This window comes from uncultured Shimia sp., from assembly GCF_947498095.1.
Classification (GTDB): Bacteria; Pseudomonadota; Alphaproteobacteria; order Rhodobacterales; family Rhodobacteraceae; genus Shimia.
This window is the reverse complement of the sequence record NZ_CANMJE010000005.1, coordinates 26,023-40,007: the sequence shown is the minus strand read 5'-3', so window position 1 is coordinate 40,007 and position 13,985 is coordinate 26,023. Positions and strand designations below refer to the sequence as shown.

At 57.6% G+C, this 13,985-nt stretch carries 12 protein-coding genes; 8 read left to right on the top strand and 4 right to left on the bottom strand.

Annotation, left to right across the window (positions count from 1 at the left end; genetic code table 11):
- Nucleotides 1-5: 5 nt before the first annotated feature.
- From glyS to glmM, 6 genes are all read left to right on the top strand, one after another.
- Nucleotides 6-2,231 carry a glycine--tRNA ligase subunit beta gene (glyS, locus tag Q0932_RS10325; protein WP_299352066.1) on the top strand — a complete coding sequence of 742 codons (2,226 nt, stop codon included), beginning with the start codon at nucleotides 6-8 and terminating at the stop codon, nucleotides 2,229-2,231.
- A 137-nt stretch (nucleotides 2,232-2,368) separates the two neighbouring features.
- A complete protein-coding gene (gene ppdK, locus Q0932_RS10320; protein ID WP_299352623.1) occupies nucleotides 2,369-4,861 on the top strand; it encodes a pyruvate, phosphate dikinase in 2,493 nt (830 codons plus the stop codon).
- Between the two features lie 148 nt (nucleotides 4,862-5,009).
- Nucleotides 5,010-5,651 (top strand): cell wall hydrolase, encoded by a 642-nt coding sequence (locus Q0932_RS10315; RefSeq protein WP_299352064.1) that lies wholly within the window; start codon nucleotides 5,010-5,012, stop codon nucleotides 5,649-5,651.
- A 114-nt stretch (nucleotides 5,652-5,765) separates the two neighbouring features.
- Nucleotides 5,766-6,680: a dihydroneopterin aldolase gene (locus Q0932_RS10310; RefSeq protein ID WP_299352061.1), complete on the top strand. Its 915-nt coding sequence runs from the start codon at nucleotides 5,766-5,768 to the stop codon at nucleotides 6,678-6,680.
- A 39-nt stretch (nucleotides 6,681-6,719) separates the two neighbouring features.
- Nucleotides 6,720-7,739 carry a dihydropteroate synthase gene (folP, locus tag Q0932_RS10305; protein WP_299352058.1) on the top strand — a complete coding sequence of 340 codons (1,020 nt, stop codon included), beginning with the start codon at nucleotides 6,720-6,722 and terminating at the stop codon, nucleotides 7,737-7,739.
- Nucleotides 7,729-9,072 (top strand): phosphoglucosamine mutase, encoded by a 1,344-nt coding sequence (gene glmM / locus Q0932_RS10300; RefSeq protein ID WP_299352055.1) that lies wholly within the window; start codon nucleotides 7,729-7,731, stop codon nucleotides 9,070-9,072. Before folP ends, glmM begins: the two co-directional genes overlap by 11 nt.
- Before the next feature lie 21 nt (nucleotides 9,073-9,093).
- Here glmM and Q0932_RS10295 read toward each other — a convergent pair whose 3' ends face one another.
- The 4 genes from Q0932_RS10295 to ilvC all read right to left on the bottom strand — a co-directional run bounded on the left by Q0932_RS10295 (nucleotide 9,094) and on the right by ilvC (nucleotide 12,918).
- Nucleotides 9,094-9,660 (bottom strand): hemerythrin domain-containing protein, encoded by a 567-nt coding sequence (locus Q0932_RS10295; protein WP_299352052.1) that lies wholly within the window; start codon nucleotides 9,658-9,660, stop codon nucleotides 9,094-9,096.
- 72 nt (nucleotides 9,661-9,732) lie between these two features.
- Complete coding sequence (locus Q0932_RS10290; RefSeq protein WP_299352049.1) at nucleotides 9,733-10,647, bottom strand: EamA family transporter; 915 nt, start codon at nucleotides 10,645-10,647, stop codon at nucleotides 9,733-9,735.
- Nucleotides 10,644-11,795: an aromatic ring-hydroxylating dioxygenase subunit alpha gene (locus Q0932_RS10285; RefSeq protein WP_299352047.1), complete on the bottom strand. Its 1,152-nt coding sequence runs from the start codon at nucleotides 11,793-11,795 to the stop codon at nucleotides 10,644-10,646. The genes Q0932_RS10290 and Q0932_RS10285 overlap by 4 nt, the downstream gene beginning before the upstream one ends.
- A gap of 100 nt (nucleotides 11,796-11,895) precedes the next feature.
- A complete protein-coding gene (ilvC, locus tag Q0932_RS10280; protein WP_299352045.1) occupies nucleotides 11,896-12,918 on the bottom strand; it encodes a ketol-acid reductoisomerase in 1,023 nt (340 codons plus the stop codon).
- Between the two features lie 133 nt (nucleotides 12,919-13,051).
- On the opposite strand from ilvC, the gene Q0932_RS10275 reads away from it, so the two are divergent.
- Both Q0932_RS10275 and Q0932_RS10270 read left to right on the top strand, forming a co-directional pair.
- Nucleotides 13,052-13,507: an Lrp/AsnC family transcriptional regulator gene (locus Q0932_RS10275; protein ID WP_299352043.1), complete on the top strand. Its 456-nt coding sequence runs from the start codon at nucleotides 13,052-13,054 to the stop codon at nucleotides 13,505-13,507.
- Nucleotides 13,504-13,959: an Lrp/AsnC family transcriptional regulator gene (locus tag Q0932_RS10270; RefSeq protein WP_299352041.1), complete on the top strand. Its 456-nt coding sequence runs from the start codon at nucleotides 13,504-13,506 to the stop codon at nucleotides 13,957-13,959. The genes Q0932_RS10275 and Q0932_RS10270 overlap by 4 nt, the downstream gene beginning before the upstream one ends.
- Nucleotides 13,960-13,985: the final 26 nt, after the last annotated feature.

The following is a 13,985-nucleotide window of genomic DNA, read 5'->3' as shown; positions in this document are numbered from 1 at the left end:
CCCCAATGCCTGATCTTTTGATTGAACTGTTCTCCGAGGAAATCCCGGCACGTATGCAAACGCGCGCGGCTGACGACCTGAAAAAACGTGTGACGGACGGTTTGGTCGAGGCTGGTCTGACCTATGCCGGGGCACATGGATTCTCGACACCTCGCCGTCTGACACTGACCCTCGAAGGGTTGCTGGCCGAAAGCCCCACCGTACGTGAAGAACGCAAAGGCCCCAAGGTTGGCGCGCCAGATAAGGCAGTCGAAGGGTTCTTGCGCGGTGCCGGTGTGTCCCGCGACGATCTGGAAGAGCGCGACACTCCCAAGGGCGCAGTCTACTTCGCCACCATCGAGAAGCCGGGGCGTCCGGCAGCTGAGATCGTTGCCGAGATTCTGGAAGACACGATCCGCAATTTCCCCTGGCCCAAATCCATGCGCTGGGGGGCAGGTTCGTTGCGCTGGGTGCGCCCGCTGCATTCAATTCTGTGCATTCTGTCAGACGAGGCGGGCCACTCGGTTATGCCACTCGATATCGATGGCATCATTTCGGGCGACACGACTGAAGGCCACCGCTTTATGGGCTCGGGTCGCTTTGCGGTGACGGGGTTCGAGGACTATGAGACCAAGCTCAAGCGCGACCACGTGATCCTGAACCCGGTCGAGCGCAGTGAGCACATCTGGCACGACGCCACCAACATGGCCTTTGCTCAAGGTCTGGAAGTGGTGGAGGACAAGGGTCTTTTGGCCGAGGTTGCCGGTCTGGTGGAATGGCCGGTTGTCCTGATGGGCGACATTGCCGAGGACTTTCTGGGTCTGCCGCCCGAGGTGCTGCAAACCTCGATGAAAGAGCATCAGAAGTTCTTCAGCGTTCGGAACCCTAAGACGGGCCGCATTGAAAAGTTCATCACGGTTGCCAATCGCGAGACCTCGGACAACGGCGTGACGATCCTTGCCGGGAACCAAAAAGTTCTTTTCGCACGCTTGTCGGATGCCAAGTTCTTCTGGGAGAATGACATCCGTGTTGCCGAGACCGGAGCTGACGCCTGGTTGGACAGCCTGAACAACGTCACCTTCCACAACAAGCTGGGCACACAAGGTGACCGGATTGCCCGCTTCACCGCCCTTTCGCAGGATCTGGCGGGCGTGGTTGGCGCCGACGCTGAGGTGATCGGCGAAGCTGCGCGCTTTGCCAAGGCCGATCTGAGTTCCGAGATGGTCTATGAGTTTCCAGAGCTTCAAGGCTTGATGGGCCGGTACTATGCCGCCGCGGCCGGTCGCAGCGCCGAGGTGGCCGCAGCCGCCGAAGAACACTATTCGCCACTGGGCCCGTCTGACGCGGTGCCCAACGCGCCGGTCTCGGTGGCCGTGGCGCTGGGCGATAAGCTGGACACGCTGACCGGGTTCTGGGCGATTGACGAAAAGCCCACGGGTTCGAAAGACCCTTTTGCTTTGCGCCGCGCCGCGCTGGGTGTCATCCGGTTGGTGCTGGAGAACGACTTGCGCATGCCGTTGGACCAGTACTTTGATTTGCAATTGCTGCGCCACGAAGCGCATCAGGGCAAAGACGATTTACTCGCCGCTGCCCTGTTGCAAGACTTGGCTCAGGAAATTGCAGAACACGGCGTACTGGGCGCGGTTGTACATACGGTGCAAGACGCGATTGACGGCGATCTTCCCAAATACATCTCGGACCTCAAAGACAATCTGCCGGATACCTCGCGCGATCTCTTGGGTTTCTTCCACGACCGTCTCAAGGTTTACCTGCGTGAGGAAGGGGTCCGTCACGATGTGATTGATGCCTGTATCGCAATGCCGGGCAATGACGATCTGAACCTGCTTGTCAAACGCGCGCGTGCGCTCGAGGCGTTCTTGCGCACCGAGGATGGTGGAAACTTGCTGCAAGGCTTTAAGCGCGCCAATAACATCCTCACTCAGGCTGAAGAGAAGGATGGTGTCGAATACAGCTTTGGCGCGGATGTGAAGCATGCCGAGGACGACACGGAAAAAGCCCTGTTTGCCGCCTTGGACACGCAAGAGGGTGCGATCTCTTCGGCCATCGAGGGCGAAGATTTCGCGGCCGCCATGAGCGGCATGGCCGCTTTGCGTCAACCGATTGATGCCTTTTTCGAGGCTGTGCAGGTCAATAGCGACAACCAGATCACTCGTCGTAATCGTCTGAATCTGCTCTCACGTATTCGCGTGATTTGCCTTGGCGTGGCCGACCTGACTCGGGTCGAAGGCTAGACCAGCCCAAGGCTTGACGCACGGGTCAAGGTTTTCCTTGAACCAGCGCGGCTTAGGCTTATGCTGCGGGGCCAAGGAAAGGTGCCGCAGTGCAGCAAGACAACCCCGATATCACCTTTATCACCGCCACCGCTCCGATGGCGGCAGCAACGCATGGCGGGCGGGCAAAATGCCTGCAAAGGCTGGTGCGTTTGGATCTGCCTGTTCCCAAGACCGTGGCACTGTCTTTTGACGAAGTGCATCGCATCGCGGCGGGCGAGATGCCAGATATGGCCAAAATGATCGCATTGTTGGACTCTGACAGCCTGATCTGTGTGCGTCCTTCGTCTGAAGATCCTGACTGGGGAGGGCCGGGCGCCGTTTTGAACATCGGTATGAACGATGAGCGCCACGCTGCACTGACCAAGTCTCTGGGTCAGGAAGCCGCCAATGCGCTCTATGCGCGGTTTATTCAGTCTTATTCTACGCATGTTGCCCGGCTGGATCCAGACATGTTCGATGATTTGGACATGACCGCAGACGATATCTGCCAGCAGGCATTGGACGCCTATGAGGATGAAGCCGAAGAGCCGTTTCCACAGGACTCGGCCGTTCAGCTTTCCGGCGTGCTGCGCTCAATGGCGCGTGCCTGGGAAGGTACATCAGCGCGGTTATTGCGTCAGGCCAAAGGGGCACCTGCGGATGCCGGACTGGGTCTCGTGGTGCAGGAAATGGTGCTGGGTCTTGGACATGGTGAGTCCGGATCGGGCGTATTGCAACTTGTGAACTCCACCACGGGACTGCCGCAAGCAACTGGGCGTTATCTTAGCCAGTCGCAAGGGCGGGATGCGCTGCAGACAGGTGCTGCCTCTCTGTTCATTGAAAAGGATCCTCGTGGACCTTCGCTGGAGGAAGAAGCTCCGGCCGCGTTTGAAGCATTGAAGAAACATGCCGCTTTGATGCGTGAGAAGCTGCGCGAAGAGATGCAGATTGAATTCACGATAGAAAATGGTGTTGTGCATATCCTGGATGGTGTGCGGGTCCAGCGAGGCGCGCGCGGCGCTGTTCGGATTGCTGTGCAACTGGCCAAAGACGGTGTTATCGCAAAAGAAGAAGCCCTGATGCGAGTCGAGCCTCGGGCGTTGAACGAATTGTTGCACCGGCAGATAGACCCGGACGCTGAACGAGATATTATCGCGACCGGCATTGCTGCGAGCCCCGGGGCTGCTACAGGCCGGATCGTGTTTTCCGCGGCAGAGGCGCAAGCTAGCGCCGCGCGCGGTGAAGCTTGTGTTCTTGTGAGACGCGAAACCAACCCCGAAGACATTCGCGGTATGCATGCAGCCAGTGCGGTTTTGACCGAGCGCGGCGGAGTCACCAGTCACGCCGCTGTGATTGCAAGGGGGTTGGGCTTGCCTTGCGTTGTCGGCGCTTCGTCGTTGCGCTTTCAAATGCGGAAAAAAGCGGTGACTGCGCCGGACGGTCGGGTGTTTCGCGAAGGCGACATCATCACCATCGTTGGCTCTGAAGGTCAGATTTTGGTGGGGCAGCCTCCGATGCTTGAGGCCGCTTTGGATGATGCTTTTCAGTCCTTGATGAACTGGGCGGACGATGCGCGGGATATCGACGTGCGAGCCAATGCAGACACGCCTGCCGACGCCAAGACCGCGCGCAATTTCCGTGCCAATGGTATCGGACTGTGTCGGACTGAGCATATGTTCTTTGATTCAGCCCGTTTGACGGTCATGCGTGAAATGATTTTTGCCGATGCATCTGATGATCGCCGCTCGGCTTTGGATCAACTGCTGCCCATGCAACGGGCCGATTTTATCGAACTGTTCCGTATCATGGAGGGGCAACCGGTCTGCATTCGTCTGTTTGATCCGCCCCTGCACGAGTTCCTGCCCACAGACCGGGCCGGGTTGCGCGATCTGGCCGAGGCGCTGAGTCTGCCGCTTTCTGATGTGACCCGCCGAGTTGAGGCGCTGGGTGAATACAACCCGATGCTGGGCATGCGCGGTGTGCGCCTGGGAATTACGGTTCCCGAGATTTATGACATGCAAGCGCGCGCCATTTTTGAGGCGACGATTGAGGCCAGCCGCGATGGCGATCCTGTTGTGCCAGAAATCATGATCCCTCTTGTCAGCGCCAAGCGAGAGGTTGAGCTGGTTAAGACCCGGGTTGATGCGGTCGCAGCAGCAGTCCGCACCGAAACGGGCGTGGACTTTGACTATCGACTCGGTGTGATGGTGGAAACGCCACGTGCCGCTTTGCGCGCAGAGGAGATTGCTCCTCATTGCCATTTTTTCAGCTTTGGGACCAATGACCTCACGCAAATGACTTACGGTCTGTCACGTGACGATGCGGGTCGCTTTATGTCTGCCTATGTGCAGCAGGGTGTTTACCCCGAAGATCCGTTCCATACGTTGGACGCCGAGGGCGTAGGTGAATTACTGAAACTTGGTGCCGAACGTGGGCGTCGTGCCCAGCCTGATCTGACCCTTTCGGTCTGTGGTGAGCACGGCGGCAGCCCCGAATCAATCGCATTTTGTCGGGAAGTGGGGCTGGATTATGTTTCATGTTCCCCATTTAGGGTTCCAGTGGCGCGACTTGCGGCGGCCCAACTCGCGATTCAGGACAAAATAGGGTAATTTTTGGAAAAATGCCCGCAACATCTTGACATTTTTGGCAAGCGTGATCCGTGCGACCTTGGTTCGCTGGACCTTTTAGCACGTTTCCTGTAAGACCCCTCGAATTCGGCCTGGGGAGGATCCGAACATATAGTCTGCGAGGTTGCTTATGCACCGTTTTGTCACTGTTATTTTGGCACTGGTTCTTGTTGGAACTGGTGCTTTCGCCGAGGCCCCAACGGGCCAGCACACCAGCCCTGCTGACAAAGCACGGTTCGGTCAGACTCTGTTCTCTGGAACCAAGCTCAAAGCGCTTTTGGGCTCGGAGCGTCGCAAGAAACCCGCCGAAATCCAGTATTCACGCAAGTGGATTGATGGACAGCCGGCAGCCAAGCAGGTTGACGAAGAATGGCAGTGTCTTGCCGAAGCCCTGTATTTCGAAGCGCGTGGAGAAAGCGTCAAAGGTCAGTTCGCCGTGGCTGAAGTGATCTTGAACCGCGTGGATCATAACTATTACCCGTCGACATTGTGTGGCGTGATCAAGCAAGGCACCGGCAAGAAGTACCAGTGCCAGTTCACGTACAACTGCGATGGCGTTGCCAATAAGATCTATGAACAAGACGCCTACGATCGGGTCGGCAAAGTCGCAAAGTTCATGATTGACGGTGCACCCCGTGAATTGACCAGTGGTGCAACCCACTACCACACAAAGGCCGTGTCACCCGCCTGGTCGCGTCAGTACAAGCGCACGGCAACAATTGGTGTTCATCATTTCTATCGCCAGCCGCCGACACGCTTGTCAAAGAACTGAACCTCTCTACAAAAACACATGTGAAGCTTGGGGGCTGGATTGGCTCTGATCGGCCTGTTAAGCCGCAGGCCTACGGTCGTCTTGTGGCCGATGTATTCCTGAGGAGCTGACCTGATGACCGATGAAACGCGCCTGGCTTTTGCTCATCCGTCTGAGCGGTCCGCGGCAACGGCGGGATCCGATCCCTTGGATCGTATCTCGGTACGTGATCTGACGGTCGAAGTTGAGATCGGCGCGTTTCAAGTCGAGCGTGATACAACGCAACGGGTTCGCTTCAATGTTGTGGTCGAAGTTCGCGCAATTGAGACCCCGGTTGAGGATGATGTGGATCGTATCCTGTCTTACGACAAGGTTACCGAAGCCATCCATGGTGAGTTGTCGGCAGAGCGATTGAACCTGTTGGAAACTTTGGCAGAGCGCATTGGCGACCGCATCTTGTCCGAACCCCAAGCGGTGCGTGTGTTTGTTCGCATCGAAAAGCTGGACCGTGGAGCAGGGGTTCTGGGCGTTGAGATTGTGCGTAGCGCAAAGGGGCTCGCAAAGTCCGAGGCTGACTCACCGCATCCCCGCATCGTGTTCCTGTCGAACGAAGCGCTTGAATCTGACAATTTGCGTGGGTGGGTGGATCAGTTGTGTGACAGCAAAGACCCCTTGGTTATTTGTGTCGGCCCACACGCTTTGCCAGTGCCGCAGGCTAACGGCAAAGCAGCACAAACGCGTATTGATCTTTTGTCTATCGAACAAAATGCATTGTCCTTGTCAGCCCGCGAACCGCGCTGCGAGGTTGTTGCCACACGAACCGAACTCGATTGGGCAATGAGAAACGGACACCCCTGTATCTGGGCGCCATCCAAGATTGTGTTGGATGCGGTTGACGGCCCCGATGCGCCGCCAAGCGACAGCCTGATGCTGGCGTTTTGGTTTGCCAACCTTTTGGACGCGAGCAGTGTTCTTTCTATCGGCGAAACACTGCCGCGATCCACGACGCTTCCGGCAGCGTTCCATCCGGTTCAGGATGCGCGCATCTAGCGGCTTGCCAAGTGCCGCGGAAAAGCCCATTCAGAAAACATGAAGATCTATTACCGTGCGATCCCCCAAACTGATGCAGCGCGCCCCGATGGCGCTCTGACACTGGCTGGAGGCTGGACGTGGTTTACACATGTCGAAGTCCTTTCTCGCGAAGGCAAAGCACGTGTCATCCCAGCATCAGAAATCCCGGCATCCGTCCTCGATCGCTTGGTGCCCCCCCGGAGACCGATCGGCGGTCTGTCGATGACCGACGTGCAAGTGATGGGGATTTTGAATGTTACGCCGGACAGTTTCTCTGATGGTGGGCAACATGATGATCCTTCAAATGCTGTCAATCGCGCCCGAACAATGGTGTTCGAAGGCGCCACTCTGATCGACATTGGTGGCGAGTCCACGCGCCCCGGCGCCATTGAAGTTCCTATTGAGCAGGAAATTGCCCGGACGGCTCCGGTTATTGCTGCGATCTCGCATGACATTGGCGTGCCGATCAGCATCGATACCCGCAAAGCGCCCGTCGCCGAGGCAGCACTCGAAGCTGGTGCTGTGCTGGTCAACGACGTGGCCGGTTTCACCTTTGATGCCGATCTTGCACCGCTCTGTGCCGCCCATGGTGCACCGGTCTGTGTCATGCATGCACAGGGTGACCCGGCTACAATGCAGCAAGACCCAACCTATGATAATGTGCTGTTGGATGTGTACGACTTCCTTGAAGCACAGATAGACTGGCTGGTCGCTCAAGGCATCCCGCACGACCAGATTATGGTGGATCCGGGGATCGGATTTGGAAAAACAATCGCACATAACCTTGCGCTGTTGGCACGTATCAGCCTGTTTCACAGTTTGGGGTGCCCCATTTTGTTGGGTGCGAGCCGTAAAGGCTTTATCAAGGTGATCGGGGCAGCCGAAGATCCGAACCAACGCGTAGGCGGCTCGGTTGCCGTCGCGCTTGAAGGCATCGCCCAAGGTGTGCAGGTGGTGCGAGTGCATGATGTGCATGACACGAGACAGGCCCTTCGCCTTTGGCAGGCCGTGACAACGGGAGATTTTGATGGGGCGTAAGTTCTTTGGCACTGACGGAGTGCGTGGCAGGGCAAACCAATACCCGATGACGGCTGAAATGGCGTTGCGTATCGGTGCAGCTGTCGGGCGATACTTCCGCAATGACGGTCAAAACAACCACCGCGTTGTGATCGGCAAAGACACCCGCCTGTCTGGTTACATGTTTGAAAATGCCCTGACGGCTGGTTTAACCTCGACCGGAATGAACGTGCTGTTGCTGGGCCCTGTCCCAACGCCAGCGGTGGGCTTGCTGACCACATCCATGCGCGCCGATCTGGGTGTGATGATTTCGGCCAGCCATAACCCGGCTGAGGACAATGGGATCAAGTTCTTTGGCCCTGATGGTTTCAAGCTGTCGGACGAGGTCGAGCACGAAATCGAAACCCTGATTGAACAAGGTGTCGAGCCTGTTCAGTCGATCAATATCGGACGCGCCAAACGGATCGACGATGGCCGCTTCCGCTATATCGAGCGGGTCAAAAGCTCGTTGCCTTCTGCTGTGCCGTTCAAGGGCCTGAAAGTGGTGGTGGATTGTGCGAACGGCGCGGCCTATCGCGCGGCCCCCGAGGCACTTTGGGAATTGGGCGCAGAGGTGATCCCGATTGGGACAAACCCGGATGGCGTCAACATCAACCTTGGCTGTGGCTCGACACATACGACCACGGCTGCCGAGGCCGTTGTGGCGCATGGGGCGCATGTCGGGATTTCGTTGGACGGCGATGCCGACCGGGTGATGATCATTGATGAGAATGGTCAGGTGGCTGATGGCGATCAGGTCATGGCGTTGCTTGCAGATCGCTGGGCGACCGAGGGACGGTTGCGTGGTGGCGCATTGGTGGCAACCGTGATGTCCAACCTTGGGCTTGAACGCTTTCTTGAGGGAAAGGGCCTTCGGCTTGAACGTACCGCGGTCGGGGATCGCTATGTCGTCGAGGCCATGCGTGCAGGGGGCTACAACCTTGGGGGCGAGCAATCCGGGCACATCGTTATGACGGATCATGCCACGACCGGTGATGGCCTTATGGCAGGGCTGCAGTTCCTGGCGGCAATGGTGGAAACCGGCAAGCCCGCGTCTGATTTGACGCGTAGCTTTGAAACCGTTCCACAGATGCTCAAGAACGTGCGCTACGACGTGGGGCAGACACCGCTGGACACCGACAGTGTTAAGGCTGCGATTACAGCAGCAGAACAGGCTCTGTTGGGTCAAGGTCGCCTCTTGATCCGAAAATCAGGAACAGAACCATTGGTTCGGGTCATGGCCGAGTGCGAAGACGCAGGTTTGTTGGAAAAGACCGTCGACAGTGTTGTGGATGCGGTTCAGGCCGCCCTTTGACGACCTGAACACTCTGCGGCTTTAGCCACGCAGTTTATGGTGCAACAAGATTGGTACGACGAGGTCTTCTTCGTCGGTCAGGTGGCGTTCAAGAAATCCGCCTATCGCGCCGGTCTCTTTGAGTAACGCCGGCAGTTCAGCTGGCGCGTCCTTTGGTGACATATCCGACAGTTTTAAGTAGCGGTTGGCAGCTGTTGTTAACCGATCCAGAAGTGCGTCCAGCTCTTCGTGGTCGGTTTCTAACATGTCCAAGCCACCGGAAAACCGCGCATCAGCGCGAGTAAGTTCCGGGAAAAACGCCCGGTCTTCCCACCCGTGATGCCCATGCAGGTTCTGCACCAAAAGGTTCCCATATTGGCCCAATCTCTTGGCATAGGCCTCGGGGTCCATGTTGCGCTCGATCACCTGTTGGGTTGAGCCGTGTACAATCTCACCCAGACGGCGAAACATTTGATGAGCCCCCATCCAGTTCTGGATGGACTCGGCGAAATCCGGGTGATCCGGCCATGCTTCGCGCGGATAATCCCGGAGCAGGATCTGCATCTCAGTTGGCAGACCCTGTCTTGTGTGAATGCTCGTTTCAGTCATGGGCCTCAGATGGGGTAGTTCTGGAGGCGTTACAACATAACATATCGTGCGCCAGTGAACCGGGTCTGTGCATCACGCGCCATAAGACGTGCGGCGACGTTTGCGGCCGAGGACCAACCCGCCGAGGATCAATACGAGCGAGATCAGCAGTTGCGGAGGTAGTTCTTCGTGCAGGAGAATGGCTCCGAAGAGGACAGACCAGACAGGCACCTGGTAGTTGACCAAGGACATGAAGCTAGGGCCTGCATCACGCACCACTTGTACGACCATGACCTGCGCGATCGCTGTGGGCAGGATGGCGAGGTAAATCAGCGCGGTGAGAGAGAGGGAGGAGCCGGTCGATGGCAGCCCTTCTTTCCAGAGGGCGAGGGGCAGGATCAGGACCGCGGCACAGATCAGGGCGGCGGCAGACAGCGAGAGCATGTTGGTGGGCGGACAAAGTCGCGTGCTGATGGAGCCGATGGCGTAGCAGAGGGATGCGCCAAGGCAGGCCATGCGGGCCAGAGCCTCAAAGTCAGAGCCGAGCGAACGAAACGCATCGAGGCCGATCAGAATAACCACGCCGACAAAGCCGATGAGAAAGCTGATAACCTTTCGCGGGGACATGCGTTCTCCGGGCACCAAAAGGTGCGCCAGCGGCAGCACGAAGAGAGGGACAACAGCCATACAGACTCCGGCAAAGCCCGAGGCAACGTATTTCTGGCCCCAGCTTAACAGCGTGAAGGGCAGGGCGTTTGAAAAGATGCCCATGAGCAGGGCAAACCCCCAGATGCGTTTGCCCTCGCTTGTACGCCAGTCGGGCAAACCGATCCCTAATGCGCGCACAACGATGTAGAGCGCAGCGGCGCCTAACACCACTCGCGAAGCGACGACTGTCAGTGGGCCGAAATCACGCAGGGTAACGGTGACCGACATGAAGGACGCGCCCCAGATGATGCCAAGGCTGATCAGTTTGAGCCAGTTGCGAAGCCCCGGAGAAGTGCTCATTGCACGGCCTCGCGCACCCAGCGTTGGAACACTTCCAGCATGTCTTCGCCACCCGTGCCCTGCGCCAGTGCGCCGACAGAGTAGTTGGGTGCGTGCAGGCTGCGCTGCATCTTTTCGCAAACCCAGATGTCTTCGGTCTGGAAGTCGCCGGTTTCAAGGGGGTGTTGGGTCCAGAATCGGCTTTGGATTTCACCTGAGGCGGGGTCATAACCCGGCGCTTGCGATGGCTTTTCTGAAGACGCCCACCATGATTTCGGCACCCATGTGCGGGCCCGCATGATCGTCGTGTTTGCATCGACGGGTTCCAGTGTGCTTACGGTCAGCGACCAGGGGCTGGGGGTGATGATGGTTGTTGGAAACAACATGTAGACGCCGCCATAACCGGGGTCTTCGGCACCTTTGATCTTGGGCGTGCCAGTGTTGCGTGCCTGATCCTCAACAAATTTTGGAATCCGGTTGCGGATGCCGTCACGCTCGGTCGAGTACCAAACCATCGCCTGCCCATGTACATCCCAGTGGTTCAGGCCTGGTTTGGGGCCGCCGAGGGTGTTTTCATGCAGGTAGGCAAGGTGGTAGCCGTCGATGGCATTCTCAAAAAAGACTTTCCAGTTGCAGTGCATGCGGTAGACAAGCTCTTCGCCCATTTGCAGGTCTGCGCAGGTCAGGTCATGGGGGAAAGCGGCGGAGTCGACCTCCGCGATCCAAGCGGCAAAGTCGGCATTTGGGTCGGCATTTGCGAAAACCATGCCTTTCCACTTTCCAACGGAGGCGTCGTGCAGGGACAGCCTGGATTTGTTCAGATCGGGAAAACACTCGCGTTGATCCGGCACGCCGCGCAGACGGCCATCCAAGCCATAGGTCCAGCGGTGGTAGGGGCACACCAACGTCTTACCCGCGTTGCCGCGCCCTTCGAGAAGTTCTGTGCCACGATGACGGCAAAGGTTGTGAAACGCCCGCAAGTTGCCGTTGCCGTCTTTCAGAATCGCAAGGGGGCTTTTGCCTGCGCGTAGGGTGACATAGTCGCCGGTTTCTGCAAAATCCGGTTCAAAACCAGCCAGATGCCAGGCGTTCTGGAACAGGCTGGCCTGTTCGGCGCGGAACCAGTCATCGCTGGTGTAAGCCGTGGCCGGCAGGATTTGATCTGGCATGGGATTCCCTCCGCTCGGGCCAACCTAACCCAGTTGTTGGAAATGAAAAGGGGCACCCAACTGGGCGCCCCTTCGCAGACTGAATGTGCCCAGAAGGGGATCAGTTCTTTTCTTTGTCGACCATTTTGCCAGCCGAAATCCACGGCATCATGCCGCGCAGCTTGGCGCCGGTTTCTTCGATCATGTGCTCGTCATTGGCACGACGCGACGCTTTGATGGTCGGTTGACCAACGGCGTTTTCCAGCATGAAGTCACGGACGAATTTACCCTGCTGGATGTCTTCCAGAACAGCTTTCATGCGGGCTTTGGTTTCGTCGTACTTCAGGATGCGTGGGCCGGTGACGTACTGGCCGTACTCGGCAGTGTTCGAGATCGAGTAGTCCATGTTGGCGATGCCGCCTTCATAGATCAGGTCAACGATCAGCTTCACTTCGTGCAGGCATTCGAAATAGGCCATTTCAGGTGCGTAACCAGCTTCGACCAGAGTTTCAAAGCCGCAGCGGATCAGCTCAACCAGACCGCCGCAGAGAACAGCTTGTTCGCCGAACAAGTCGGTTTCGCATTCTTCGCGGAAGTTGGTTTCGATGATGCCCGAGCGACCGCCACCGATGGCCGAGCAATAGGACAGGCCGATTTCCAGCGCTTTGCCGGAGGCGTCGTTGTCGACGGCAACAAGGCAAGGCACGCCGCCGCCTTTGGTGTATTCGCCGCGCACTGTGTGGCCGGGACCTTTGGGGGCCATCATGATGACGTCGACGCCTTCTTTGGGCTCGATCAGGCCAAAGTGGACGTTCAGGCCGTGGGCAAAGGCGATGGCCGAGCCGGGCTTGATGTTGTCGTGCACGTACTTCTTGTAGGTTTCTGCCTGCAATTCGTCGGGCATGGTGAACATGATGACGTCACACCATGCGGCGGCTTCGGCGATGCCCATGACGGTCAGGCCTTCGCCTTCGGCTTTCTTGGCCGAGGCCGAGCCTTCGCGCAGGGCCACAACGAGGTTTTTGGCGCCAGAGTCGCGCAGGTTCAGCGCATGGGCGTGACCTTGCGAGCCGTAGCCCAGGATGGCGACTTTTTTGTCTTTGATGAGGTTAATGTCGCAATCGCGATCGTAGTAAACGCGCATGTCGGCGCTCCTTATGTTGAATGTCTGGCGGGCAATATACGCGACCTGAAAAGGAAGGCGAGTCGCGTAAGTGATAGAAATTCACCAATCTTTAAGTTAATCATTCGCAATATGGCGAATAATTGAGAGTTTCATGCTTGATGATGTTGATCGGCGCATACTGCGCCAACTACAGGCTGACCCGACGCTGCCGTTACCTGAACTTGCCGACCGGTTGACACTGACCCCGTCGCGCCTGTCACGGAGGTTGGACAAGTTGCAGGCTGAGGGCGTCTTAAGAGGCCAAAGGGCGGTCATCGACTGGCAAGCGTTGGGCTATGCGGTTGAGGTCTCTCTGCGGATCACGCTCGACAAGACACAATCCAACGCCTTTGACGATTTCATTGGCGCCGCGCGCGAAGTGCCGGAGGTGATCGAAATTCAGACGTTTCTGGGGCGTGTCGACGTGCGGTTGTCCGTGATTGCCCGGGATATGGCGCATTATCAAGAAATCTATCGCAGCCAAATCCTGACTTTGCCACACATCGCCGATATTGAGGCGTTGATGCATGTGGCGCGGATCAAGTCAGAAGAAAGCCTGCCGATATGAGTGACCTTGATGACTTTGATCGGGCGCTGGTCAAGGCGCTTGCACGGGATGCTACGCAATCGGCCGGAGCACTTGGCCGACGTCTGGGTCTGAGTCAGCCAGCAACGTGGCGGCGGATCAGACGATTGCACGATGCTGGGATTATCAAGGGACGTCGACTGGACCTCGACGCAGAAAAACTGGGGTTTGGGGTCACCGTCTTTCTGGGCGTGAAGCTGGCGACCAAGGGGCGTGTTAGTTTGGAAGACTTTGAACGCGCAGTTTCTGCCATTCCCGAAGTGCAAACGGTCGAACATGTTCTGGGCATGTACGACTATCGGCTGCGCGTGACGGCACGCGACATTGCTGATTTTGAGCGGGTGCTTCGGCGGCGGATCATGACACTGCCGGGGGTCGGGGACGTGGAGGCCAATGTGCTCTTGTCGGAAGAGAAACGCCCCGGCCCTCTCTGAAATCGGGCCAATCCGTCAAGTTCGAC

What these genes read in the sequence shown, in the direction of transcription:
- glyS (WP_299352066.1), top strand. Translation starts at nt 6, where the DNA reads ATGCCTGATCTTTTGATTGAACTGTTCTCCGAGGAAATCCCGGCACGT.
- ppdK (WP_299352623.1), top strand. Translation starts at nt 2,369, where the DNA reads ATGGCGGCAGCAACGCATGGCGGGCGGGCAAAATGCCTGCAAAGGCTG.
- Q0932_RS10315 (WP_299352064.1), top strand. Translation starts at nt 5,010, where the DNA reads ATGCACCGTTTTGTCACTGTTATTTTGGCACTGGTTCTTGTTGGAACT.
- Q0932_RS10310 (WP_299352061.1), top strand. Translation starts at nt 5,766, where the DNA reads ATGACCGATGAAACGCGCCTGGCTTTTGCTCATCCGTCTGAGCGGTCC.
- folP (WP_299352058.1), top strand. Translation starts at nt 6,720, where the DNA reads ATGAAGATCTATTACCGTGCGATCCCCCAAACTGATGCAGCGCGCCCC.
- glmM (WP_299352055.1), top strand. Translation starts at nt 7,729, where the DNA reads ATGGGGCGTAAGTTCTTTGGCACTGACGGAGTGCGTGGCAGGGCAAAC.
- Q0932_RS10295 (WP_299352052.1), bottom strand. Translation starts at nt 9,660, where the DNA reads ATGACTGAAACGAGCATTCACACAAGACAGGGTCTGCCAACTGAGATG.
- Q0932_RS10290 (WP_299352049.1), bottom strand. Translation starts at nt 10,647, where the DNA reads ATGAGCACTTCTCCGGGGCTTCGCAACTGGCTCAAACTGATCAGCCTT.
- Q0932_RS10285 (WP_299352047.1), bottom strand. Translation starts at nt 11,795, where the DNA reads ATGCCAGATCAAATCCTGCCGGCCACGGCTTACACCAGCGATGACTGG.
- ilvC (WP_299352045.1), bottom strand. Translation starts at nt 12,918, where the DNA reads ATGCGCGTTTACTACGATCGCGATTGCGACATTAACCTCATCAAAGAC.
- Q0932_RS10275 (WP_299352043.1), top strand. Translation starts at nt 13,052, where the DNA reads ATGCTTGATGATGTTGATCGGCGCATACTGCGCCAACTACAGGCTGAC.
- Q0932_RS10270 (WP_299352041.1), top strand. Translation starts at nt 13,504, where the DNA reads ATGAGTGACCTTGATGACTTTGATCGGGCGCTGGTCAAGGCGCTTGCA.